This window comes from Vibrio sp. JZG120 (assembly GCF_053890955.1).
This window is the reverse complement of record NZ_JBSRRK010000002.1, coordinates 98,495-119,996: the sequence shown is the minus strand read 5'-3', so window position 1 is coordinate 119,996 and position 21,502 is coordinate 98,495. Positions and strand designations below refer to the sequence as shown.

The following is a 21,502-nucleotide window of genomic DNA, read 5'->3' as shown; positions in this document are numbered from 1 at the left end:
GCTTTCAGAAAAAGAAAAGCGTGAAAAGTAGAAGAGCAAACCAAGAGGCGGACAGCAATGTATTTCAATATTCAGAGGTTCTCGACCCACGATGGTGATGGTATTCGCACCATTCTGTTTCTGAAGGGATGCAGTTTGTCCTGTCCTTGGTGCCAAAACCCAGAAAGCCGCAGTGAAAAGCACTCTCTGCTGTTTGATGAGCGCAGTTGTATAGCGGACTGCCAGCTTTGTGTGTCGGCTTATAAACAAACCGTAAACGGCGACATGGCGAGCGATGGTATCCGACGTATTGACGATCAAATCATCATCAATCGAAAAGCCATGAGCGAAGCGCAGATCATAGCGCTGCGAAACGTATGTCCAACACAAGCGCTCTGCATATGTGGAGATGCGGCGAAATCGGACGACTTGTTTGAAGTGTTGATGAAAGACAAGCCTTTTTACGATCAAAGCCAAGGTGGCGTGACGTTTTCTGGTGGCGAGCCGCTGATGCAGCCAAATCTTGTGGCAGAACTTGCCGAACGTTTGCATCAAAACCATGTGTCTACGGCGGTGGAGTCGTGCATGCATGTTCCGTGGAAAAACGTAGAAAAAGTTGCGCCGTATATCGATTGCTGGTTAGCGGATCTTAAACACACCGACGAAGAAAAGTTTCTCTGCTGGGCGAAGGGATCGTTAAAACGCATCAAAGCCAATTTTAGAAAATTGGCACCAATTGCCAAACGCATTGTGATTCGCGTGCCGGTTGTGCCGGGCTTCAATGACACCATTGATGAGCTCAAAGCGATCATTGATTTCGCTGCTTCATTAGAAAGCTGTCAAGAACTTCACTTGCTGCCGTATCACACCCTCGGCATCAATAAATACCGTTTGCTCGATATGCCTTACGAGTGTTCTGACAAACCATTAAATAATCCAGAACTGCTAGAAAACGCAATGCAATACGCAAGCGAACATACTCAACTTAACGTGATTGTTAGAGGTTAACCATGGACCTACATACCCTTCCAGAGCGAATCAAAGCCCACAAATCTGCACTGGTCAACATCGTAACGCCGCCTATCTGTACTGAGCGCGCAGAGGCTTATACTCGAGCGTATCAGGCAAATGAAGACAAACCTGTGATTGTGCAACGAGCGTTGGCGTTACAAGAGCACTTACGCACTCGCACCATTTGGATTAAGCACGACGAGCTGATTGTCGGTAACCAAGCGAGCAAAGTACGCGCTGCGCCGATCTTCCCTGAATACACGGTGCGTTGGATTGAAGCGGAAATCGACGAACTGGCCGACCGACCTGGGGCTGGTTTTGCGGTAAGTGAAGAAGACAAACAAAGCATTCACGCCATTACGCCATACTGGCGCGGTAAAACGGTTCAAGATCGCTGCTATGGACTCTTTACCGACGAGCAGCAAGAGATCTTAGCCAGCACCATCATTAAAGCCGAAGGCAACATGACTTCGGGCGACGCGCACCTTGCGGTGGATAACGAAAAAATCCTGAAAGTCGGTATGAACGGTCTGCTGGATGAGGTTCGTCAGCATCGCGCTAATAACGACGTGTCGACGTATGAAGGGTTGAAGAAAGAGCAGTTTTATAAGTCCGTCGAAATTGTCTTGCTTGCGATTAAGGAGCACATGGTGAGTTACGCCGATCTCGCTCTGGAAATGGCACAAAACGAAACTCGACCAGAGAGGAAAGCGGAACTGGAGACAATCGCAGAAAACTGTCGTCATGTGGCTTTCCATGCGCCAACCAACTTCTGGCAAGCTCTGCAACTGAGCTATTTTGTTCAGTTGATGTTGCAAATTGAATCGAATGGCCACTCTGTTTCATTCGGTCGAATGGACCAGTTCCTAAACGACTACTACGTGCGTGATCTTGAAAGTGGCGCGATGAACAAAGCGTTCGCCCTTGAGTTATTGCAAAGCTGTTGGTTGAAATTGCTTGAAGTAAACAAGATTCGCTCTGGTGCGCACTCAAAAGCATCGGCAGGTTCTCCTCTGTATCAAAATGTTTGTATCGGTGGCCAAAAGCTGAATGAGAATGGAGAACCTGAAGACGCCGTAAACCCGCTATCTTGGGCGATTTTAGAGTCTTGTGGTCAGCTACGTTCCACGCAACCGAACTTGAGTGTTCGCTATCATGAAGGTCTGAATCAAGAGTTCTTGATGGGCTGTATTGAAGTGATCAAATGTGGATTCGGTATGCCTGCATTTAACAACGATGAAATCGTCATTCCAGAATTCATCAAGCTTGGCGTTGAGAAAGAAGACGCTTACAACTATGCGTCTATTGGCTGTATTGAAACCGCTGTTCCAGGCAAATGGGGTTACCGTTGCACGGGCATGAGCTTCATTAACTTTGCGCGTATTTTACTGGCTGCGCTTAACGAAGGTGTGGATGCAACGACGGGCAAAGCCTTCTTGCCGCATGATAAGTCGTTGGCAAAAGGCAACTTCGAGAGCTTTGAGCAAGTCACCGCTTCTTGGGCGGAGCAAATTCGCTACTACACACGTAAATCGATAGAGATCGATACCGTAGTCGACAGTGTGCTTGAGCAGCAAGCGCAAGATATTTTCTGCTCATCGCTGGTGGATGACTGTTTGGCGCGTGGTAAAACAGTAAAAGAAGGCGGAGCGAAATACGATTGGGTATCTGGCCTGCAAGTGGGTATCGCCAATTTGGGTAACAGTTTGGCGGCGATCAAACATTTGGTGTTTGAAGAAGCACAAATCAGCCAAACGGAACTGGCTAAAGCATTAGAAGAAGACTTCGATGGTATTGAGAACGAACAACTTCGCCAACGCTTAATCAACTTCGCGCCAAAATACGGCAATGACGACGATTATGTCGACCAATTGCTGGCTGATGCTTACCAAGTTTATATCGATGAGTTGGTGCAATTTGTCAACACACGTCATGGGCGTGGACCAATTGGTGGTGGCTACTACGCGGGAACATCGAGCATCTCTGCCAACGTGCCATTTGGCGCATCCACGATGGCAACACCAGATGGTCGAAAAGCGAAAACGCCACTGGCGGAAGGCGCAAGTCCAGCATCGGGCTCTGACCGTTTGGGACCAACGGCGGTGTACAACTCAGTCGGTAAAATTCAAGCCAATAAAATCTTGGGTGGTGTGCTGCTTAACCAGAAGTTAAGCCCAGCGGCTGTCGCTTCAGAAGGAGATAAGCTCAAGCTTTCAATGTTGATTCGCACCTTCTTTAATCACCATAAAGGTTGGCACGTGCAGTACAACATCGTCTCTCGTGAAACCTTGCTGGCAGCGAAGAAGAACCCTGAGCAATATCGTGACCTTGTCGTACGAGTTGCGGGCTATTCAGCCTTCTTTACCGCGCTGTCACCAGACGCGCAGGATGACATCATCGCCCGTACCGAACACGAGTTGTGATGGTCTCAACCCCTGTTAATGCAGAAGGCACCGATTGGTGCCTTTTGGTTTACTCTTCAATGGTTATGCCACTAGAGCCGGGAAGCTGCGACACAAAATTGGAGCCCATGAGCTTAGAGGGGGTGTATACACCGGCTTCAGGCTTTGTATGTAGCAGGTGTTCTACAATCGCCAGAGATCCCGTTACGGTTAAGCTGTAGCCATTGGCCGTTTGCACTCGTGCTGTTTTGCTTTGTCCGAGTTTGTTGCTTGCTTTACCCCACACATATGTGGGTAATTGGTTTCTTTGCTCCTCATTTGGTCCTTTTACGGTTCTTTCAATACGGCTTTTTATGAGGCTTTGTACCCAGGTTATGCCGAGAAGGGGGCGAACCCAATTCGCTCGTTTAGCGTTTTTTATCATGTTCGGCGATCCGGGAATAAAAACATCAATATTCTCAATCCCCGTGGTGTAATAGGCGGTTGAAACATCGCCCCACGGAATGGTCATCGCAAGTTTTTCGCCGTCACCAAAATCAATGTTGCGAACTTTATACGCTAGCGGAACGGTGGTGATTTTTCCGTTAAGCCGCACTTTACCGCCTTGAGCCAAACCTTCGACAGACGTTTTCGCCGTGCCCGGAGAAAAACCAGAGCGAGAGTCAAAACCGAGAGACAAGTGTGTTGCATCTGGTAGCGCAGCTTTCAATGTGGCTGCAATGCAATCCGTTGGAATAACATCAAAACCAACACCGGAGCACAATACGACACCAGCTTCCTTTGCTTGTGATTGCAGCGTTTGTGCAAACTCAAATACAGAGATCTCACCTGTAATATCGAGGTAATGTGCGCCTGCTTCTAGGCACGCTTTCATCATCGGTTTTGCCGTCGAAGAAAAGGGTCCTGCGCAGTTTAATACCGGTGATGAACCCGAAATATGTTGGACCGCGCTGCTTTTATCCTCAAGAGAAAAAGCAAGACTTTGCAGCCCTAGTTCAGCCGCTAGGCTTTGTACTTTCTCTAAACTTCTACCTGCAAGGATTGGGTGGTGACCCCGTTTTACGGCCTCTCTCGCAATCAACTCGCCTGTATAACCATTGGCTCCGTATATGATCCAACGATCTGGGGATGATGCCGGTGTGTTATATTTCATCAAAAAGCTCCTATCAATGCCTGCTTAAAGAGGTTTCTGGTCATTGGCTTTTTCTTGTTGAATGGTGGTCAAGCCTTGTTCGAATGTGGTGATTTGAAAATCTGGAAAACGAGTCTGAAACTTATCCGAAACGAAAAGGTTGTCAGATTCGTAGCGGGGCAAAAGCTCGGCTGCATCTCGAATGGTTTGATTAAATCGCCCAGCTAGCCACAATTGCCAGCGCTTGATGACTTTGTATTTCGGTTGAACGTTAAAAACCTTTGCTGCAACAGCGATAAACTCCCGATACGTCAGTCGACGATCATCGCAAGGCAAATGCCAAGTTTGTCCGTAAGCATCGGGCGTATTCCCAATTAGCGCCATCGCTCGGCTTGCGTCTGGCGTATAAATTAAGCTGCGTTTGGTGTCATCACGTAAAAACACTTTTGCGCTCTTTTGGTTAAGTAGATTATCGATAATGGCGGAATTAGTGATGCTTTGCGTTTTCCCCGGGCCGTAAAACTCCGGAGCGCGACAGATAACGGCTTCGATTTCTCCTTTATTCATCGATTCTAGCAGCATGTCAGTAATGACCGCACGAATTCGACCTTTTTCTCCATTGGGCTGAAATGGTGCATCTTCTTGTTGAGGTGTATCCGTTTGCGGGTACATGTAGGTATTATCAAAGTAAACAAGCTTTGCTTGATGAGTTTTACATGCGGCGATGACATTACGCATCATTGTTGGCCACTGTTCCACCCACAGTTGAGTATCCATTGGTAGCCCTGCAGTAAGGTAAACGATACTAGAACCTTTTACGGCATCTGATGTTTGTTTCGCGTCGAGCAAGTCCGCTTTTACCAGTTGATCCGTCTCGTTGACTCGATGTGGATTGCGGCTCACCAATCGGATGTCGCTCGTAAAGTCTCGTTTTAGGCTTAATGCCAGCTCACGGCCAATTTGCCCACTTGCACCCAATATCGTTTGCATTCGCCAGTCTCCTGCTGTGTTACTTTGATATTCATCCTAACGTTAAAGTTAGGTTTAAGGTCAACCCGCATTTTGAAGATAAATTGGATTGATTTTTTATTGATTATAGAAACAAGGAGGTGGTACACCTGAGCTAAGGGCGAATGGTTTTTACAGACTCAACTTAGTGGCGGGCAGGGGAATTGGCGAATCTTTAACCCAACATCAAGAGTAAGGCTTCGCTTGTTAACATTGCCTTGACTTGGTGACGGTCTTATTTTTTATTTGAGGGATTTTCTTTGGTCAGAATCGTTTGACCAAGTTGAGACATGACGCGTTTTGCATTCATTGCACAGTCCATGTCATCTGGCTTAGCTTCAATCTCTTTAAGTACTTCTTTTAACTTGCTTTTACTCTGCGCGATTTTTCGCTCAAGCTCGTCGAGCTCTTGGACTTTTTGCTGCAAGGTTGTCAATAACTGATGATGATCCCAGTTAGAAAGGTCGGATGGCAGTAACGCACTTAGTTCATCCAAACTGAATCCAGCTTGCTGACCCGTTGTGATCATGTCCAGAATCATTAATGCTTCTTGCGGATACTCACGGTACCCGTTGGCTTTACGGGTCACGGTTTTTAGCAGTCCGATGCGCTCGTAAAATCGAATACGCGAGGGAGCAAGGCCCGTTTTTTGCGCCAGTTCGCCAATTTTCATATCAAGCGTGTCTCATTAGGTTGATAAAATAACCTTACCATTTCTGAACATTCTCGCCAGTTTGGTGCTCGGTCGTTTCGTTTCTTGCTTTCTTACCGTTACAGCTTGTGCAAAATTTCCACGCATTTTTTTGTGACGTCGTCGTACTCTTTTGTCATGTAAGCGGTAGTGATGGCGCCTTCTTTCATGATGCAAATGGCATCGAGTAATGATGTGTTGTCTGATTTGAGATAGCGTTGAATTAGCTCTCGAACCTGTTGTTTATGGTGGCGGCAATACGTTGCGATCTCGCCGCTGTCGTCACTGAATTCGGCGGACGTGTTGATGAAGAAACAGCCGCGAAACTCGCCCAATTTTTCCTCAGAACCATGAAACCAGCCGTTAAGCGCGGTAAACAACTGGTCGATCACGTCTGTGCTCGATTGTGCTGGTGATAGTTTCTCCTCTAGCCACGCCATGAAGATTTGGTGGCGTTGTTCTAGTGCGGCGAGGATGAGCGCTTCTTTGCTTTCAAAATGGCTGTACAGCGTGCGTTTAGCCACGCCAGATACTTTAAGGACTTCATTGATGCCAATGGAGTTGATGCCCTGTTTGTAAAACAGCGACAACGCGGTATCGATCAATAACTGTTTCTTTTTGTTCATAACTACGTCCTCAAAAAGTTCTACAAACACATATTGACAAAGGTAGACAGGTTTGTCTATTTTAATTTGTAGACAATTCGGTCTACTTTGAGGTGTTTATGAATAATTTAATTTTATCGTTGGTCGCGGGGCTTGGTGCGACATTGGCTATTGGTGTGTTGTCTTACGCCGAGGTGTCTCTTACTGAGGTTGTACTTCTCATGGCGCCATTTGGTGCTACGGCGGTGTTGGTGTTTGGGGTGCCTAGCAGCCCTCTCGCTCAACCAAAAAATGTGATCATTGGTCACTTCATTACGGCATCTATCGGTATTGCGTTTAGCCAATATGTTGAGATCACGCCAATCACCCTCGCGATTGCGACTGGGTTAGGAGTGTCAGCAATGCTGATTACGAAGACAACGCATCCACCTGCGGGCGCAAATCCAATCTTGATCATGGCATCTGGGCAGGGGTGGAGTTTTCTGTTCACGCCCGTATTGATTGGCGCGGTGGTGATTGTGCTGGTTGGTAAGGCGTTGCAGTTGCTACAGAGTCAGTACTTAAACCCTCGTTTGAACGGTCAAAAGACCTAATTGGGTTGCAAGTAAGGCCGCATTAGGGGATGACCTCTTTTGCGGCTTTTTCTTTTCGTGGATGCTTAAAAATAAAATCTGATTCTCTCTTGGTATTCAGTCGTATACATAAAGATGCTAGTTAAATTGGTATACCACTATGAATAAAATTCACCCCAAGAAGCTATTGCACAGCAAATGGACGGCGACGTCACCTAAAAATAAAGAGAAGCACTTTGTCGTAACTGAAATGGAACTGGATGAAGACGGCAATGTTGTGAAATGTGTCATTGAGGCGGTTATGAGTAAACGTGAGCAAGAGATGAACTGGCAAGAGCTGAAAGACCCAGAGCTATGGCGGCAGGGCTGGAAGTAATGCACTTTGTTGAATTTTTCCTAGGTTTGAAATCGAAAGATGGTACTTAGCTGATAGGCAACGGTCTGTGTATCTGCTACGTTGAGTTTGTTCGCTATCAACTAAAAAGGAATGACTATGATCGATTTCGACAATTCATCAGTGTTTAAGCTTAAACCCATTGAGGTATCAAAAGTTAGGGAAGATTTTCACAAGTTTCTTATTGATGGCGAGTCGGTATTTGCGGGCTTTAAAACGGTTCGCGACCAAGTGGTGTTTACCAACAAGAGAGTGATTGCGGCGAATGTGCAAGGAATTACGGGCTCAAAAGTGGATTATACGTCGCTGCCTTATAGCAAGATCAATGCATTTTCTATCGAGACGTCTGGTACTTTTGACTTAGATTGTGAAATTGAGTTCTTCATCAGTGAGGTGGGAAGAGTTCGTTTTGAAATTAAAGGCTCGTTTGATCTGATTTCTTTCAACCGTATGGTTAGTGAGTATGTACTAGCGTAAGGGAATAGAAATGAGAGCTTCATTGAGAGACAAAATAATAGAGGTCTGTGACAAAAAGATCGAAAGCAAAGGTGAGCAGGTTGGGCTCTCATTTTATGCGTTTTTCGCCAACAAAAATGATGATCCAGAACGGTTGATGGAGGCGGCTACGTGGTGGATTCAGACCCATCGGCTCGACCACTTCGAAAAAGCAGTAAAAATAAAGTCAATGGTGGAGTCAGGTATCTAAATTAAAAAAAAGAAATAAAGAAAGCAGACAAATGCCAACAACGTCGCGGATAAAACAGGGTAGATAATATAAGAATCCTGTTTATTGGTTCTTTGAAAGCACAGAGAAACGAGTAAGACGTTGTAGACGACGAGCAGCATACTAATCATGGTCCCACTGTTAAGCGTTAAACTGGACAGCTGAGTTAAGAAAAACGCCAATAAAAGGTAGTCGAAGACAATTAACCATAAAAAGGCCTTCTTCAACAGATCGCGTTTTTTGTTTTCGGATGGTGTTATGTGCATATAGAACTCAACTAAAAAGTCACAGTAACAGAGGTTTCAGTTAGAAAGGTCACCATCAGGCGAGGTGACCTTTTGAGGTTATAATTCTTGAATATTTACTTCGTTGGTGGCCGTATCACCCGAGTAATTGATGACTTCTTGTCGAATGACTGGTTGGTTAAATTCGGCTTTATCTTTCGCTTTTTGCAGTTCACTTTCTTGGTGGTTACCAAAAAGAGTTTCGAGTACTTTGGCTGCTGGCGTCGTTAAAACGAACAGCTCGATACGGCGGTTTTCGCTTGAATCTGGTTCATCAGGGTTAAGCAGTGCTCTATCCGACATGCCTGTGACCTGCATGACGCGATCATCCGGCATGCCACCTTCAACCAGCGTATTTCTTGCGACATCAGCTCGAGATGCAGATAACGCCCAGTTTGATTGACGACCAAAGCGTTTTTTAAATGGAATCGCATCCGTATGTCCGCTGATGATCAGTGGGTTGTTCACACGCTGAAATACAGGCGCAAGTGCAAGTAATAAGTCTTCGAAGAAAGGGGTCAGCTCTGCGCCACCACGACTGAACATATGCTGTTTGTAATCATCTTGAAGGACGATACGTAAGCCTTGTGGGGTCACGGTGACGTTGACATTTCCTTGTGCGTTAATCTGAGCGGTCATTCGTTCAATGACTCTCGCCAGCGCTGCAAGTTGCTCCTGAGTATCGAAGTTACCAGGAATCAACGAGTCGATTTCTGGCCCATCGCCGTCACCTCGAAAGTATGAGCTTACCACGTGGTTGGAATTGTGTTTACTTGGCACAGAAGAGTCCTGTGCCAAGTCAATAGGAGAGATACTTTGTGAAGTATCAAATGGATTACCGTAACTCTTGTCGAATACGCTCGAGCTATGTAAGTGGGCGACAATTGCTTTACGCTCTTCTTTGTCTACCACCTGCATAACCCAAAGCACAAGAAACAGCGCCATTAGGGCGATCATGAAGTCAGCAAACGCGACTTTCCACGCGCCGCCATGAGGTTCATCATGGCTGTGTGCTTTGGCACGTTTGAACACTACATGCTCTTGTTTTTGCATTATCCCTCCTGTTCAGCTAACCACTTCTCCATTTGGTTGAATGTTGGTTTGATGTCTAGCTGAATATGTTTACGACCAGCGTCAATGGCGAGCAATGTCGGCTTCTTCGCTACGTAGGCAACCAAGGTTGCGCGTACGCATTCAAAAGCAGTCATATTACGTTTTACTCGCTGAGCCATGGCGTTACTTAGTGGGTCTAAACCACAGTAACAACCGAAAATACCAATGAATGTACCTACGAGAGCTGCTGCAACGTGATAACCAATCATCGCGATTGAGCCATCAATGGCCTGCATGGTGATAATGATGCCACCAACTGCTGCAAGAATACCGAAGCCAGGTAGTGCTTCTGCTGTACGCTGTAATGAGCGTGAAGGCAAAAGCATTTCGTTTTGGATAGCTTCAATTTCTTGCTCTAGCAGTCCCTCTAATTCATGAGGCGACATTTGTCCCATTGCCATTAAACGTAAATTATCAGTAATGAAAGAAATTAGGCGATGATCCTCAGCAATCGTCGGGTAAGCGAGAAACATAGAGCTCTGTTCTGGCGACTCAATGTGAGAGTCAAGAAACTTATAACCACGGTTGCGCGCTGTCTCAAGCAAGTTATTGAGTAGCGCCATTAATTCCATGTAGTACTCATGCTCTTCTGTTGGACCTTTAATGGTCGCAGGCACTTGGCGACGCATTTCTTTCAGTACGTGAGGTGGGTTACCGATGATCAAAGAACCAGCAGCAGCGCCAATGATGATAAGGAATTCGGCTGGTTGCCAGATAGCGCCTAAGTTACCGCCGGCCCACATGTATCCACCGAAGACGCACACCAGGATAGTGAGGACTCCAAAAAACTTTTGCATCTTGTGACTCCTAAGAGGACATTAATTGGTTGAGTTGTTTCAGCGCTTGTTTGTGAAGCTGACATATACGAGGTGGTGTCAGATCCAATACCAGAGCTATTTCGTGTAAGTTGAGTTCATGTTGATAGAACAGAGTAAGCAGCAATTGATCACGCTTCGGCAATTTGCCTAAAGCGCTATCTAAACTGCGACGAATATGCTCATGTTCCATGCCATCATATTGCCCGCCAATATAACTATCACCACTGCTTTCCATTAGTTGGTCAAGGCTTTGCATCTCTCCCGCAAGGGCGGCATTTTGGCGGTTGTAATAGTCCTGCTCATTCGTCCCCAAGGCTTGGATGATTTCTGCATCCGTGGGCATCCGACCTAAAGAGCGTGTGAGATCTCGAGTCACGTCATTGAGTTCGTGAGCCTGCTGGCGAGTTTTACGTGAGCGCCAATCTAGCCGGCGTAATTCGTCTAAAATTGCACCTCGAACGCGACACACGGCAAAGGCAGGGAAATGAGGATCGTCAACATCGCCGTATCGGCGTCCAGCTTCAACTAGAGCGATAAGGCCAATTTGCTGCATATCTTCAATACTACAGTGAGAAGTGGCATGAACACGTAGCTGGTTAACGACGCGTTTCACCATAACTTGATGACGTTGCAGTAGTGCATTTTCGTCAATTGGACGTGATGGCGTCGTCACTTCCTCTTCTGTGGTATAGGTGTCTTGTATATTCATGTCTAACATGGTTGTGCTCCGTTATTGCACAACATATTTAGTCAACAAAACATCGTCTATTTCGCGAACGATGTCTGTCTTAGCAAAAGCCAGTAAAAGCGTTTGTTTTACTTCGTTTTGCAGAATATCAATGGCACCCGCTTGCTGTAACTCATCAAATGTTTTGTCGCTAAACAATTTTAATAATGAGTTTTGTACCATTGGCATGTATTCATCAATGTCTTTGATACGCTCAGGACGGCGTGTTTCAATTGCTAGTTCTAGCATGACAAAGTGAGTTTGCTTTTTACCTTTTACGGTTAAAACGACTTTGTCTAAAGGATGGAAGCTAGGACCTTTGCTTGTCGGTTCTTCTGTGACTAAAAATGACAATGGAGAATCATCGATCAAGGAACCAGAGTCAGGTGACTCTTGAGCGTGTTTGTTTAAGTACCAGATTCCGCCCATAATCGTGGCGGCCGAAACGAGGGCGCTGGTGATGATCATGGCGATAAACAGGGCGATCATTTGTTGTTTGGTCATAACCTTTTTCCTCGAGGATTAACTAGGCTTGAGTGTTCAGCCAGTGTTCTGAATAATTTGTTGTTGTGGTTTGGAATGCACCAGATTCTCGTGCTGCGAAAATAGTGGCGTCTTCTTCATTTGTATGTTGGTCATTGCGACTCTGGCTTTGATCAGAGCCCACGTTGACATCGACATGGACGAAGTTCTGCTCTTGCAGTTCTGTGCGTAGACGCTCAGACACTTGCATTAAAGCTTCTCGTGTTGCGGCTGCATTGGCATTGATGTGCACGCTTAGTCGGTCGCCTTCAACACGTACAAGTAAATCCAGCTTACCTAAATCCGGTGGGTCGAGGCGGATTTTGGCTTCTTGTACATTTTGTTGCGCTTGAAGAGTCACACGGTCATGCAGAACTTGCATCATTTGCTCTCCCCATTTTCCAGCACTGGTGTCAACGCGCACAGCCGCCCACTCAGAGCCTTGAGTTTGAATATGACTCGTGGCAACGGCGGTGTTCGGGGCTTGTGGCGTTGGTGTTTGTCCTTGGAGTGGTGAGGCCGTTGGTTGCCCTTGAGCTGGTTGACTCAATAGGGTCTGAAAGTCGGCACTGGAGATTGATAGACGCGAGTTCGATGACATCGGTTGGCTTTGTTGCACCTCTTGTTGCTTTGGAGAGGTGTTTAGCAAGGCGTTATTTGAGTCTTGTGTTGCAGACTTAACGTCGTTAGCTACCGCTAAAGGCGGAGTTTTTCCGAACTGACCCGGCTGCTTTTCGGCCATAGTGAGCATACTCTGGGTTAGAGCCTGAGCTTGCATAGCAAGATCAGGTGATTCTGTTGAACCCAGTGTACTTGTCAGGTGAGCATCTGCTTCAGAAGCCGAGTGTTCGTCAGTATCCGAACCACGATCATACGCCTTTTCTTCGCTGTCCAAAGCTGGAGCGGTAAGATGAAAACTCGGCACGGTTGAAGCTGAGGCGAAACCTTGGCCGTCATACTGGCTATGCTCAGACATAGGGTTATGAGAAAAACCGTGTACAGCTCTTGCTTGTTTTATGTTGCCTTCATGGCTAGGTGATGCATTGCCGGATATTTGAGTTGAAGGAGATACGATCATTGAGTTAGCTCCATGGTCATCGCTAATTGATAGGCCATAGCGCGCTCTTGATGGTCATTGACCATGTTCATCTCTTTTTCTAACTCGTTCTTCGACTTTTCTAATCTAGCGAATGCATCAGCATGAACGGTTTTGGCACGTTGAATTTCAGGTGCAAGCTTAGGATCCTTCAAAAAAGGTTTGTGACTGATCAATAGCTCTCGCAACTGCAAGTCATAGCGCTTAAGCGCATGCCAATCTGCTGTTTTTGTAGCGAATTGGATGAGCTGAGATAAATGACGAAATCGCTCTGGCGACACTTTATGCTTGTTGTCCAAAATTCATCCAACCTTCACGAATGTTACCCATTACACGCTCGACATTAACCAAGCGATTCGCATCGTTCTGCACGCTGGCGTAATAAAGCTCAACTTGGCAGAAGTCATACAGCTGGCGTAAGTTTTCAGCAATTTCGCCACCATTCTCATCATCTAGAGCGCTTGTGAGCCCAATCAAGATGTTCATGCATTTGTTGATTCCGTTACCTTTCTCAGCCAAGCGATTCGCAGCCAAATGGCCACGAATACGTTCAACTTCATCAAGTAAGCCATCGATCAACATAATGACTAATTGGTGTGGGTTTGCTGCTGCCGCTTGCGCGTTGAGGTCTACTTGCTGGTACGAGTCATAGCCAGAGTCCATAAGCATGAGTTTTTTCTCCTAAAGGCTTAGCCAAACATCGACATGGTTTGGTTCATTTGGGTCATTAACGCGTTCATTTGTGTGAACTGTTTGATGTAGCGTTTGTACGACATATCGTATTTACGCTCTAATGTAGATTGTTTATCTTCTATGCGATCCAAGTTAGCTTGAAGCGCATTTTTACGGGATTTGAATGCGCCTGATGAAAACTTCAGAAATGGATCAATCATCGCGTCCATTGAGTCAAGTAAGGCATCGTCGCCATTAAACATTGCTTCCAAGCCCACGCTGTTATTCTTTTGAACTTCGGCGAATTTTTCGTGGTCGACTTTCATTTTCCCATCACGATCCAAGCTCACTCCGATTTCACTCAGACGCATACCACCGTGTTCCCCTCGAACCAAATTAGTTAATTGGCTCTCAATGGAGCGAAGTGTTGGATCACTTGCTAACACTCCACGTTTTTTGTCTTCACTACCTATTTGGGTGTGCTGGTTCATTGCGCCAATAAGAGTGTTATATGCGTCAACAAACTTATCCAATTGCTCTTTAGTTGCTTCGCTGTCAGAGCCTATATCAAGGCCAACAGGTGTTTCACCAGAAGCTTGAGCTTTGGTTAGAGTAATATCTACACCGTCGATTACACCTTCAAATGTATTGCTTGCGTTCGTCAGTTTGAGACCAGAGTCTTTAGCTCCCAACCACATTACAGCATCTTGTGGGGCGCTAATTTGGTTTAGATTTGTGAATGCATCTTCAAACCAGGCTTGGCCAGTACCAGACGCCGATACGTTGATTTGGTTAGCAACACCAGTTTCAGTGCTTGATAACATAAAGTGAGTTTGACCATTTGAGCGAACTAAGGTGGCGTTTACTCCAGGGTTATCGCTGTTGTTGTTGATTGCTTTTGCTAAGTCACTGACTGTTGCTGTGCCATCACCGTCTGAATCAACAGTCGATAGATCTAGCGTCATTGTTTCGCCATTGATCGTGAACTCGAGAGAGCCAGTTGTTGGGACTTCAGTTGTTGCTTCTAGATCAGCAGGCATCCCTGTAGAGACTTGATGAGACGTGGCAACTTGCTCAACAAAAATTTGGTAGTTGCCTGTGAGGGCCTTAGCATCTGCACTGGCTGTAAAGTAACCTTCCTGAGATAGGGTTGCACTGTTCTTAATGATGGTGTTTGTGCTGCTGTTCATTTCGTTTAACGAATTACGAAAGTCTCGTAATGCCGTTTCAACTTTACCTAGAGCGGAAAGTTGCGCTTGATATTTGCTGGCTTGTAGCTGATAGCGCTGTTGAAACGGTTGAACGTCAAAAGTGGCAAATTTAGTAGCCATTGTAATTGGATCTAATGAACTCATGAGGTTACTCCCTCTCTCATATATACGGCTTAAATAGCTTATCTGCTATGCCTTGGTTTAACAGTTCATCGCAAGATGTGTGCCGTATATAAATGGCTATATATAACAATGCTTTGCGATGTATTATTTCATAGAGAGGAAGCTGTGGTTCCACCTTTTGTGTTCCGCTTTCCTCTAGAAAACAAGTAGCGTTTTCCTATAAGACAAGGCGACTCAAGACTCGTAAATGTTTAATAGAATTTCTAAGTGGAGTTGAAAGGGAGGAAGGGACTCAGAACAGATATTTCGGTGTTTACTTCTAATGAATTAAGATAATTCTTACATCGTATTTATATGCTTCCTGTTATCTTTTCATCAAATTGGAGTATCGGAAAGAAAAACAACAATTATGAACGAATTTGCCTTACGACTAATGAAGTGTGCTCGCGAATATGAGCGCTTTATTCACGCTAAATTACTTAGCAAGCAGAGTCTTAATTCTGACGAGTTGGCAAGTATCCAAAAAGAGGCCATATCAAAATTTCCTGAGTTAAAACGCTATCAGTTCGATAATAGTCCTGAGCCAGTGGAACTAGAGTTATTTAACAAAGTGTTAAGGAATATTATGCTGAAAGTAGGTTTTAGATTGCCAGACTCTCATTGGGATAATAATAGTTCTATTTACATCAGGCGATAAAAAAGCCTCAATGATGAGGCTTTCTAGAGCTAATAGCGTTCACTCAACGCTTTTATGTTAGGCGCAATTTCATACCTTAGAATATCTGCAAGTGCAGTGAAGTCATGAACTTCTCGGGCGGTATTTATTCGCGAAAGTATTTCGAGAACAGACGTGCGCTCTGACTGAACGGTGAATAATTTTGTTAGGAGATTTAGACATCTCCCTAACATTAAGTCGCCTGTCAAGTGGTCACCGTATGAGTAAACCTCTGAAGTTTTAATAAAAGTGTCATAAACAGAGTTAATCTCGGTTGCCATATAGTTCCTCCACATTGAAATATTCAGCACCAATAATTTTTGCACCAATACGGCTCCAATTGTAAAACTTGGTCTGTGGTGATGCTGCTATTAGGTTCTCAACACCGCTTCCAAACATGCGGTAGGCTGGTGAGGTTTTGATCATCTCACCATAACCATTCTCTACTCGTGCTGTCATCGTCGCGTTCGGGTCGTCTGGTCTGTTTTCGCGTCCTGAATGGATGATATCTCCAGGGAAACCAAAGTCGCATCCGATGAGTGATACTTGGGTAGCACCTTGTAAAAGGGTGAAGTGGATTAGAGGATGGATTACCGAACCAAACGAGTAAGGGCGATATTTAACCGGTAGTTTGCTTGCAAATCTGTCGTATGTGAAGTCACCCAAGTGTAAGTAATACTTCTCGCCATGCCAGTTTTGGAAAATACGGCTAGGCATATGGCTACCAAACACCAAAATAGTATTTTTGGCGATCTCATATGGAATATGTTCGTCACCTAAATTTAAATCTACAGCAAATACGACATCTGGTTTGATGTTATTTTCAATTAAGCACTTGCATGCAGTTGATGCAGCAATAAGCTTGGGACGATTTGGTCGGTTATAGACTGTTTTTAACTCTTCAATATGATGCTGGAGTGATGGGCCAGCACCAATACAAATAGCGTCGTCTACTTGATACATAAGATAATGATCAGAAGAGTTTAGGCGTTTTAAAAGAGGTTCGTTTTCTTTCTCTCTTGTGAGCAGTTCTTCATCGCTATGTCTATAGCTAGCGTTTGCATAGCCGATCAAAACACGGTTTTCTAAGCGGAAATAAAGCCATTGATGAGTATGACGCGAAATGGCTCTGTCGGCATTGAGAATGATACAATCATCCCAAGTAAGGCTCGCGAGTTTTCTACCTATATCGCTTTGGTCTTCTGAGACGATGATCAACGAAACACGAGGATCGGATATCCATTGTTGTGGAACGAGAGAAAGCACCAATTTTGCTAACGGTAGGTTATAAAGATAAACACGAATTGATCGAGCATTTTTATCTTGTGTTAACAGGGATGGGACATTGCCCATACCGATGCCCCAAATATGATAATCGTCGCTAGACGTTAGGCTTCGGTACTGGAAGGCTTCTTCGACCGGGTCATAAGCACTGCTAAGTTGAACTCCGTTGACTTTTAGGGTCATCGCTGCTTGTTCAACTACTTCAAAGTGTAAGTCGCTAAAGTCTGCACTGTCTAAGGCTTTTGCTACGTCAGGCCAACGAGAGCGAATGATATCAATATGTTGAGAATAAACTGGTGTCATAATATTCAGATAGTAAAAAACCCCACCGGATGGGTGGGGTTATAAGCTTCAATGATTAGCGTAGTAGAGACATTGCCATGCCAGGAAGCTGGTTAGTCTTAGAAAGAACTGTTGTACCTGCTTGCATAAGCATTTGGTTCTTAGTCATGTTTGAAGACTCTGTAGCGAAGTCTGCATCAGTGATACGGCCTTTTGCTGCAGAAGTGTTTTCAGTCATGTTACCAAGGTTAGTCATTGTGTGCTCTAGACGGTTGATGTTAGCACCAAACTGAGCACGTGCTGTACCTAGATCTGCTAGCATACCGCCAGAGCTTGAAAGGTTTGCAAGAGCTGTAGAAGCTGCAGCAGCAGTGCTGATGCTTGTCAGGCCAGCAATTGCTGTCGAGATGTCGTTTAGCTGTGTTTTTGCATTTACAGCTAGTTTCTCTGCACCAGTCGCACCAATTTGGTAAGTAACGCTGCTTGCACCAAAACCGCCGCCTTCAGCTAGAAGTTTTTGACCACCAAATGAAGTGTTTTCCATGATGTTGCCTAGCTCAGATGCTAGCTGTTTGAACTCTGCATCCAAAGCTGCACGGTCTTCTTGACTGTTTGAGCCGTTCAAAGATTGTGTTGCTAGGTCGTTCATGCGGTATGTGATGTTTGTCATCTCATCCATTGCACCTTCAGCAGTCTGCATCATAGAGATGCCGTCCTGTGCGTTACGCATCGCTACATTCATACCACGAGTCTGAGCTTCCAGACGAGTTGCAATTTGTAGACCCGCAGCGTCGTCTGCTGCTGAGTTGATGCGGTAACCCGTGCTTAGACGCTCCATCGCAGTGTTTAGAAGACCGCTTGTGTTGTTCAGAGTGTTTTGAGTTACAAGCGATGCGTAGTTAGTGTGCATTGATAAAGCCATCTTAGTCTCCTTAGTTAGTCACTATATCTTTCAGGCCTCGGGATATTCCCTAGTCACTAACTAGAGGCGGTCGGTCAGCTTTAATGATTAATTTGAAAATTAAAAAATTCCTAAAAAAGATCAAAATTGATGATTTTTAGTGACTTGTATTCCATGAAAATACAGATATAACATCAAATAACCTGAATAAGCCTGACTTAATCAGGGAAGCAGTCATCTATCAATATTGTCGTTCTTCGTTATAAATAAAAAAACAGCGCGAATAATTCGCGCTGTTTTATAAAGATTAATAGTTAGGATTCTGTCATTCCTCACCAAAAGATTGAAAAGAGAGGGAGGTCGGGATGTCACTGAAATAACCAAAGTAATAATTGGCCCCTAACAAGCGATAGCGGTTTAGCTCTGTTTGGCTCGCTACCCGCCCGGCTACCCAAGGGTATTTGTGCTTTCTTAAGAACTTAGCAATCGGTAGGAAAGCATGTCTTTCTTCTTTATCCTCTAACGTGACCGATAGTTTGATCATATCGGGACTAAAGTCAGCGACTCGCTCGAAGTTCACTTGTGATGTCGCGACTTCAAACCAAAGTGAGTAGGCGTTTTCTCTTAACTTCTCTATCAGCGCTGAGACTTTATCATAGGCGCATAGCGTTTTGTCTGCTTGAAGAGAAGGAATCACATGTTGAAAAGCGCAAGAGTGAAACTGAATCATCTGTTCGAGAAAGTATATGCCTGGTTCCCATAGTAATGCGTCAATTCTTATCGGCACGACGACGTTACTGATTAAGTCGGGGTGAAAGGCTTCTAGCTGAAACTGTGTTTGTCGCAATGCGAGATAAAGGCTGAACAAATCTAGGCAGTACTGCATTTGTTCAGAGAGTTCGAATTGATAGACGCTTTGTTCGCCACGCGTGCCAAATCTCAACGTCAGGTGTTGGAATTCTACCTCGCCTGATTGAGTCTCGCGAATGGCTTGGCACGCGTGTTGAATGTCATTGTGCTTTAAAGCATCAAATACTAATTGATCGTCATCCGTGACGATATGTTGTACTGCGAGACCAACCAAATGTTCGTACATCGCATGTGTTGAAATAAGATTAACCAAGGTTTCCTACCACATTGATTTGTTTGTTTTCTGGAATTTCGTTGTAAGACAATACTGCCAGTCCTTGCGTAAATGTGCGTGCGTAACGAGCCAGAAGTGGACGTAACTGAGGCATAACGAGAAGAATCGGAGGTAATCCCTGTTGTTTGAGCTGTTGTCTTATCAGTGGCAAGTTTTGTTGGAACTGACCAAGAATATTTGGCTCAATTGGGAAGCTGTCTAACATTACTGTACCAGAAGATTGTGCTTGTTGTAGCGAAGTCAGTAGCATTTGTTCTAGTTCATCAGAGAGAGCATAGACATTTAATTCGTTTTTCTGTCCCGCAATCAGGTTTACGAGCGTGCGTTTTAGTGCGCAACGCACATCAGATGCCAGTAAAATCGGGTCTTTAGTGTTTTCCGCGGACTCCAGCATCGTGTTAGCAATCGTACGAATATCTTTTAGTGGCACTTGGTCTAGTAACAACTGGCGATATACTTTGAGTTGCTGCGCAGGGTTAAGTGCTGCGGCTAGGGCTTCGGCTAACTTCGGTGCTTGCTGTGTCAAACGTTGCGTCATAGCTTCAACATCGTCGTGCGTAAACAACTCAGCAAGGTTTGTTTTCATTATCTTGCTAATATGAGTCGCGATGACCGTGCCATCATCGACCACTTGATAACCCATGTTCAGCGCTTTCGCTTTGTCTTGATGTTCAATCCACACTGCTGGTAATTGGTAAGCAGGATCACTGCCCAAAATACCATCTACTTCACCGTACGTTTCTCCGACTGCAATCGCCATCAAACGTTCTGGCTCGATAAAGCCTTGTTCGATCACTTCGCCATTGAGAGAAATTGTATACTGATTCGGTTTAAGGCTTAGGTTGTCTCGAATACGTACCTCTGGTAATAAAAAGCCGACTTGTTCAGATAGGTTACGGCGCACACCGCGAATACGCTGTGATAAAGGTGCACCTTGTTCTTTGTTGACTAGGTGAACGAGACGGTAACCCAGGGAAAGCGACAACGTTTGAACATGAGGAATATCTTCCCACGTAAGTGGTGTATCGTCCTCTTGCATGGCTTGTGAAAGTGCTTCGACCTCCTCGATTTGGGAGTCTTGCACGGGCTTTTTCGTTTGACGCCAACCCGCGAAAGCTAAAGCACCCGCGAAAGCAAAAAAGGCCAAATGTGGCATGCCTGGTACCATGCCTATCACAGCCATGATGCCTGCGACGGTAAACAGTGTCGCCGGGGTTGCCAGCAATTGTTTTTGCATGGTTTCCGACATGCCATTATCGCTATCATTAATTCGCGTAACGATAATCGCTGCAGCCGTTGCCAATAGAAGTGACGGAATTTGAGCTACTAAGCCATCACCGATTGTAAGTAGTGCGTAGGTTTTAAAGGCGTCAGATGCTGCGAGTCCATGCTCAAAGACGCCGATGCTGATACCACCAATGATGTTGATAAACAGAATCAGCAAACCAGCGATAGCATCACCTCGCACAAACTTTGAGGCACCGTCCATCGAGCCGTGGAAATCGGCTTCGTTAGCGACTTCTTTACGACGCAATCGAGCGGTTTCCTGATCGATAAGACCGGCATTTAAGTCGGCATCAATCGCCATCTGTTTGCCCGGTAAGGCATCCAAAGTAAAGCGCGCTGACACCTCAGAGATACGTTCGCCACCTTTGGTAATTACGACGAAGTTGATGATCATCAAGATAACAAACACCACCATACCAACGACGTAGTTACCGCCAATAACGACTTCACCGAACGCTTGGATGACTTTACCTGCCGCATCCCCCCCATTATGTCCTTCTAGGAGTACGATTCGTGTGGAAGCGACGTTCAGTGTAAGACGCAATAATGTCGCGACTAACAAAATTGTTGGAAAAACTGAGAAGTCTAATGGTCGCTTTGCGGTAGTGCTGACCAGCAATACTAGGATTGCCAAGACGATATTGAAGGTAAACAACGCATCCAATAGCAGGGGAGGCAAAGGTAAAATCACCATTGCCAAAATCATTAGCAAGACAATTGGAATGCCAATGTAGCCTTTGGTTGATGTTTGAAGTTGTTTTAACCGGTTAAGCATACTTTCGTGTCCTTGGATAAACGCGGGTTA

General features: G+C 45.2%; 24 protein-coding genes. 7 read left to right on the top strand and 17 right to left on the bottom strand.

Annotated features, from left to right (window positions below; translation table 11 throughout):
* The first annotated feature begins 57 nt into the window (after window positions 1-57).
* Window positions 58-987 (top strand): glycyl-radical enzyme activating protein, encoded by a 930-nt coding sequence (locus ACWPOD_RS06425; RefSeq protein ID WP_456231687.1) that lies wholly within the window; start codon window positions 58-60, stop codon window positions 985-987.
* A 2-nt stretch (window positions 988-989) separates the two neighbouring features.
* Window positions 990-3,413, top strand: coding sequence for a formate C-acetyltransferase/glycerol dehydratase family glycyl radical enzyme (locus ACWPOD_RS06420; protein WP_167427776.1), 2,424 nt, complete (start codon window positions 990-992; stop codon window positions 3,411-3,413).
* Window positions 3,414-3,462: 49 nt separating this feature from the next.
* Here the strand turns inward: ACWPOD_RS06420 and ACWPOD_RS06415 are convergent, their stop codons facing one another.
* The 4 genes from ACWPOD_RS06415 to ACWPOD_RS06400 all read right to left on the bottom strand — a co-directional run bounded on the left by ACWPOD_RS06415 (window position 3,463) and on the right by ACWPOD_RS06400 (window position 6,849).
* Window positions 3,463-4,545: a saccharopine dehydrogenase family protein gene (locus ACWPOD_RS06415; protein WP_456231686.1), complete on the bottom strand. Its 1,083-nt coding sequence runs from the start codon at window positions 4,543-4,545 to the stop codon at window positions 3,463-3,465.
* 24 nt (window positions 4,546-4,569) lie between these two features.
* Window positions 4,570-5,514: an SDR family oxidoreductase gene (locus ACWPOD_RS06410; RefSeq protein ID WP_005462753.1), complete on the bottom strand. Its 945-nt coding sequence runs from the start codon at window positions 5,512-5,514 to the stop codon at window positions 4,570-4,572.
* A 253-nt stretch (window positions 5,515-5,767) separates the two neighbouring features.
* The gene (locus tag ACWPOD_RS06405) at window positions 5,768-6,205 is read right to left on the bottom strand and encodes a MerR family transcriptional regulator (protein WP_006741992.1); all 438 of its coding nucleotides are present in this window, start codon (window positions 6,203-6,205) and stop codon (window positions 5,768-5,770) included.
* Between the two features lie 98 nt (window positions 6,206-6,303).
* On the bottom strand, window positions 6,304-6,849 hold the full coding sequence (locus tag ACWPOD_RS06400; RefSeq protein ID WP_047009615.1) for a TetR/AcrR family transcriptional regulator: 546 nt from the start codon (window positions 6,847-6,849) through the stop codon (window positions 6,304-6,306).
* Window positions 6,850-6,947: 98 nt separating this feature from the next.
* On the opposite strand from ACWPOD_RS06400, the gene ACWPOD_RS06395 reads away from it, so the two are divergent.
* From ACWPOD_RS06395 to ACWPOD_RS06380, 4 genes are all read left to right on the top strand, one after another.
* Window positions 6,948-7,421 (top strand): HPP family protein, encoded by a 474-nt coding sequence (locus ACWPOD_RS06395; RefSeq protein WP_005462762.1) that lies wholly within the window; start codon window positions 6,948-6,950, stop codon window positions 7,419-7,421.
* A gap of 139 nt (window positions 7,422-7,560) precedes the next feature.
* Window positions 7,561-7,776, top strand: a complete 216-nt coding sequence (locus ACWPOD_RS06390) for a TIGR02450 family Trp-rich protein (RefSeq protein WP_046875742.1) — start codon at window positions 7,561-7,563, stop codon at window positions 7,774-7,776.
* Between the two features lie 117 nt (window positions 7,777-7,893).
* Window positions 7,894-8,271, top strand: coding sequence for a PH domain-containing protein (locus tag ACWPOD_RS06385; RefSeq protein WP_145533813.1), 378 nt, complete (start codon window positions 7,894-7,896; stop codon window positions 8,269-8,271).
* Between the two features lie 10 nt (window positions 8,272-8,281).
* A complete protein-coding gene (locus ACWPOD_RS06380; protein WP_006741989.1) occupies window positions 8,282-8,500 on the top strand; it encodes a DUF6500 family protein in 219 nt (72 codons plus the stop codon).
* Here ACWPOD_RS06380 and ACWPOD_RS06375 read toward each other — a convergent pair.
* The 9 genes from ACWPOD_RS06375 to fliD all read right to left on the bottom strand — a co-directional run bounded on the left by ACWPOD_RS06375 (window position 8,497) and on the right by fliD (window position 15,105).
* Window positions 8,497-8,784 (bottom strand): hypothetical protein, encoded by a 288-nt coding sequence (locus ACWPOD_RS06375; protein ID WP_031780567.1) that lies wholly within the window; start codon window positions 8,782-8,784, stop codon window positions 8,497-8,499. The two genes, ACWPOD_RS06380 and ACWPOD_RS06375, sit on opposite strands and share 4 nt — an antisense overlap.
* Before the next feature lie 78 nt (window positions 8,785-8,862).
* The gene (locus ACWPOD_RS06370; protein WP_456231685.1) at window positions 8,863-9,855 is read right to left on the bottom strand and encodes a flagellar motor protein MotB; all 993 of its coding nucleotides are present in this window, start codon (window positions 9,853-9,855) and stop codon (window positions 8,863-8,865) included.
* On the bottom strand, window positions 9,855-10,712 hold the full coding sequence (gene motA, locus ACWPOD_RS06365) for a flagellar motor stator protein MotA (RefSeq protein ID WP_005396580.1): 858 nt from the start codon (window positions 10,710-10,712) through the stop codon (window positions 9,855-9,857). Before motA ends, ACWPOD_RS06370 begins: the two co-directional genes overlap by 1 nt.
* A gap of 10 nt (window positions 10,713-10,722) precedes the next feature.
* Window positions 10,723-11,451 carry a FliA/WhiG family RNA polymerase sigma factor gene (locus tag ACWPOD_RS06360; protein ID WP_005396579.1) on the bottom strand — a complete coding sequence of 243 codons (729 nt, stop codon included), beginning with the start codon at window positions 11,449-11,451 and terminating at the stop codon, window positions 10,723-10,725.
* A gap of 12 nt (window positions 11,452-11,463) precedes the next feature.
* On the bottom strand, window positions 11,464-11,964 hold the full coding sequence (locus tag ACWPOD_RS06355) for a flagellar basal body-associated FliL family protein (RefSeq protein WP_005398533.1): 501 nt from the start codon (window positions 11,962-11,964) through the stop codon (window positions 11,464-11,466).
* 22 nt (window positions 11,965-11,986) lie between these two features.
* Complete coding sequence (locus ACWPOD_RS06350) at window positions 11,987-13,060, bottom strand: flagellar hook-length control protein FliK (protein ID WP_167427771.1); 1,074 nt, start codon at window positions 13,058-13,060, stop codon at window positions 11,987-11,989.
* Window positions 13,057-13,377: a hypothetical protein gene (locus tag ACWPOD_RS06345; RefSeq protein WP_005398525.1), complete on the bottom strand. Its 321-nt coding sequence runs from the start codon at window positions 13,375-13,377 to the stop codon at window positions 13,057-13,059. Before ACWPOD_RS06345 ends, ACWPOD_RS06350 begins: the two co-directional genes overlap by 4 nt.
* On the bottom strand, window positions 13,361-13,747 hold the full coding sequence (gene fliS, locus ACWPOD_RS06340; protein ID WP_005398523.1) for a flagellar export chaperone FliS: 387 nt from the start codon (window positions 13,745-13,747) through the stop codon (window positions 13,361-13,363). The genes ACWPOD_RS06345 and fliS overlap by 17 nt, the downstream gene beginning before the upstream one ends.
* A 20-nt stretch (window positions 13,748-13,767) precedes the next feature.
* The gene (fliD, locus tag ACWPOD_RS06335) at window positions 13,768-15,105 is read right to left on the bottom strand and encodes a flagellar filament capping protein FliD (protein ID WP_006741986.1); all 1,338 of its coding nucleotides are present in this window, start codon (window positions 15,103-15,105) and stop codon (window positions 13,768-13,770) included.
* 388 nt (window positions 15,106-15,493) lie between these two features.
* On the opposite strand from fliD, the gene ACWPOD_RS06330 reads away from it, so the two are divergent.
* Window positions 15,494-15,781, top strand: coding sequence for a hypothetical protein (locus ACWPOD_RS06330; protein ID WP_041853112.1), 288 nt, complete (start codon window positions 15,494-15,496; stop codon window positions 15,779-15,781).
* Window positions 15,782-16,063: 282 nt separating this feature from the next.
* On the opposite strand, the gene ACWPOD_RS06325 is transcribed toward ACWPOD_RS06330, so the two are convergent.
* From ACWPOD_RS06325 to flhA, 4 genes are all read right to left on the bottom strand, one after another.
* Window positions 16,064-17,386: a 6-hydroxymethylpterin diphosphokinase MptE-like protein gene (locus ACWPOD_RS06325; RefSeq protein WP_167427770.1), complete on the bottom strand. Its 1,323-nt coding sequence runs from the start codon at window positions 17,384-17,386 to the stop codon at window positions 16,064-16,066.
* 55 nt (window positions 17,387-17,441) lie between these two features.
* Window positions 17,442-18,287: a lateral flagellin LafA gene (gene lafA / locus ACWPOD_RS06320; protein ID WP_005398051.1), complete on the bottom strand. Its 846-nt coding sequence runs from the start codon at window positions 18,285-18,287 to the stop codon at window positions 17,442-17,444.
* Between the two features lie 304 nt (window positions 18,288-18,591).
* Window positions 18,592-19,362, bottom strand: a complete 771-nt coding sequence (locus tag ACWPOD_RS06315; protein ID WP_047009608.1) for an EAL domain-containing protein — start codon at window positions 19,360-19,362, stop codon at window positions 18,592-18,594.
* A 19-nt stretch (window positions 19,363-19,381) separates the two neighbouring features.
* Complete coding sequence (flhA, locus tag ACWPOD_RS06310; RefSeq protein ID WP_006741984.1) at window positions 19,382-21,472, bottom strand: flagellar biosynthesis protein FlhA; 2,091 nt, start codon at window positions 21,470-21,472, stop codon at window positions 19,382-19,384.
* Window positions 21,473-21,502 lie beyond the last annotated feature (30 nt).

Excerpts from the sequence above, each read along its gene's own strand:
- ACWPOD_RS06370 (WP_456231685.1), bottom strand. The coding sequence starts at position 9,855 with ATGCAAAAACAAGAGCATGTAGTGTTCAAACGTGCCAAAGCACACAGC.
- ACWPOD_RS06410 (WP_005462753.1), bottom strand. The coding sequence starts at position 5,514 with ATGCAAACGATATTGGGTGCAAGTGGGCAAATTGGCCGTGAGCTGGCA.
- fliD (WP_006741986.1), bottom strand. The coding sequence starts at position 15,105 with ATGAGTTCATTAGATCCAATTACAATGGCTACTAAATTTGCCACTTTT.
- flhA (WP_006741984.1), bottom strand. The coding sequence starts at position 21,472 with ATGCTTAACCGGTTAAAACAACTTCAAACATCAACCAAAGGCTACATT.
- ACWPOD_RS06360 (WP_005396579.1), bottom strand. The coding sequence starts at position 11,451 with ATGTTAGACATGAATATACAAGACACCTATACCACAGAAGAGGAAGTG.
- ACWPOD_RS06375 (WP_031780567.1), bottom strand. The coding sequence starts at position 8,784 with ATGCACATAACACCATCCGAAAACAAAAAACGCGATCTGTTGAAGAAG.
- ACWPOD_RS06395 (WP_005462762.1), top strand. The coding sequence starts at position 6,948 with ATGAATAATTTAATTTTATCGTTGGTCGCGGGGCTTGGTGCGACATTG.
- ACWPOD_RS06425 (WP_456231687.1), top strand. The coding sequence starts at position 58 with ATGTATTTCAATATTCAGAGGTTCTCGACCCACGATGGTGATGGTATT.
- ACWPOD_RS06325 (WP_167427770.1), bottom strand. The coding sequence starts at position 17,386 with ATGACACCAGTTTATTCTCAACATATTGATATCATTCGCTCTCGTTGG.
- ACWPOD_RS06385 (WP_145533813.1), top strand. The coding sequence starts at position 7,894 with ATGATCGATTTCGACAATTCATCAGTGTTTAAGCTTAAACCCATTGAG.
- ACWPOD_RS06405 (WP_006741992.1), bottom strand. The coding sequence starts at position 6,205 with ATGAAAATTGGCGAACTGGCGCAAAAAACGGGCCTTGCTCCCTCGCGT.
- ACWPOD_RS06380 (WP_006741989.1), top strand. The coding sequence starts at position 8,282 with ATGAGAGCTTCATTGAGAGACAAAATAATAGAGGTCTGTGACAAAAAG.
- ACWPOD_RS06350 (WP_167427771.1), bottom strand. The coding sequence starts at position 13,060 with ATGATCGTATCTCCTTCAACTCAAATATCCGGCAATGCATCACCTAGC.
- motA (WP_005396580.1), bottom strand. The coding sequence starts at position 10,712 with ATGCAAAAGTTTTTTGGAGTCCTCACTATCCTGGTGTGCGTCTTCGGT.
- ACWPOD_RS06400 (WP_047009615.1), bottom strand. The coding sequence starts at position 6,849 with ATGAACAAAAAGAAACAGTTATTGATCGATACCGCGTTGTCGCTGTTT.
- ACWPOD_RS06315 (WP_047009608.1), bottom strand. The coding sequence starts at position 19,362 with ATGTACGAACATTTGGTTGGTCTCGCAGTACAACATATCGTCACGGAT.
- lafA (WP_005398051.1), bottom strand. The coding sequence starts at position 18,287 with ATGGCTTTATCAATGCACACTAACTACGCATCGCTTGTAACTCAAAAC.
- fliS (WP_005398523.1), bottom strand. The coding sequence starts at position 13,747 with ATGCTTATGGACTCTGGCTATGACTCGTACCAGCAAGTAGACCTCAAC.
- ACWPOD_RS06420 (WP_167427776.1), top strand. The coding sequence starts at position 990 with ATGGACCTACATACCCTTCCAGAGCGAATCAAAGCCCACAAATCTGCA.
- ACWPOD_RS06390 (WP_046875742.1), top strand. The coding sequence starts at position 7,561 with ATGAATAAAATTCACCCCAAGAAGCTATTGCACAGCAAATGGACGGCG.
- ACWPOD_RS06355 (WP_005398533.1), bottom strand. The coding sequence starts at position 11,964 with ATGACCAAACAACAAATGATCGCCCTGTTTATCGCCATGATCATCACC.
- ACWPOD_RS06330 (WP_041853112.1), top strand. The coding sequence starts at position 15,494 with ATGAACGAATTTGCCTTACGACTAATGAAGTGTGCTCGCGAATATGAG.
- ACWPOD_RS06415 (WP_456231686.1), bottom strand. The coding sequence starts at position 4,545 with ATGAAATATAACACACCGGCATCATCCCCAGATCGTTGGATCATATAC.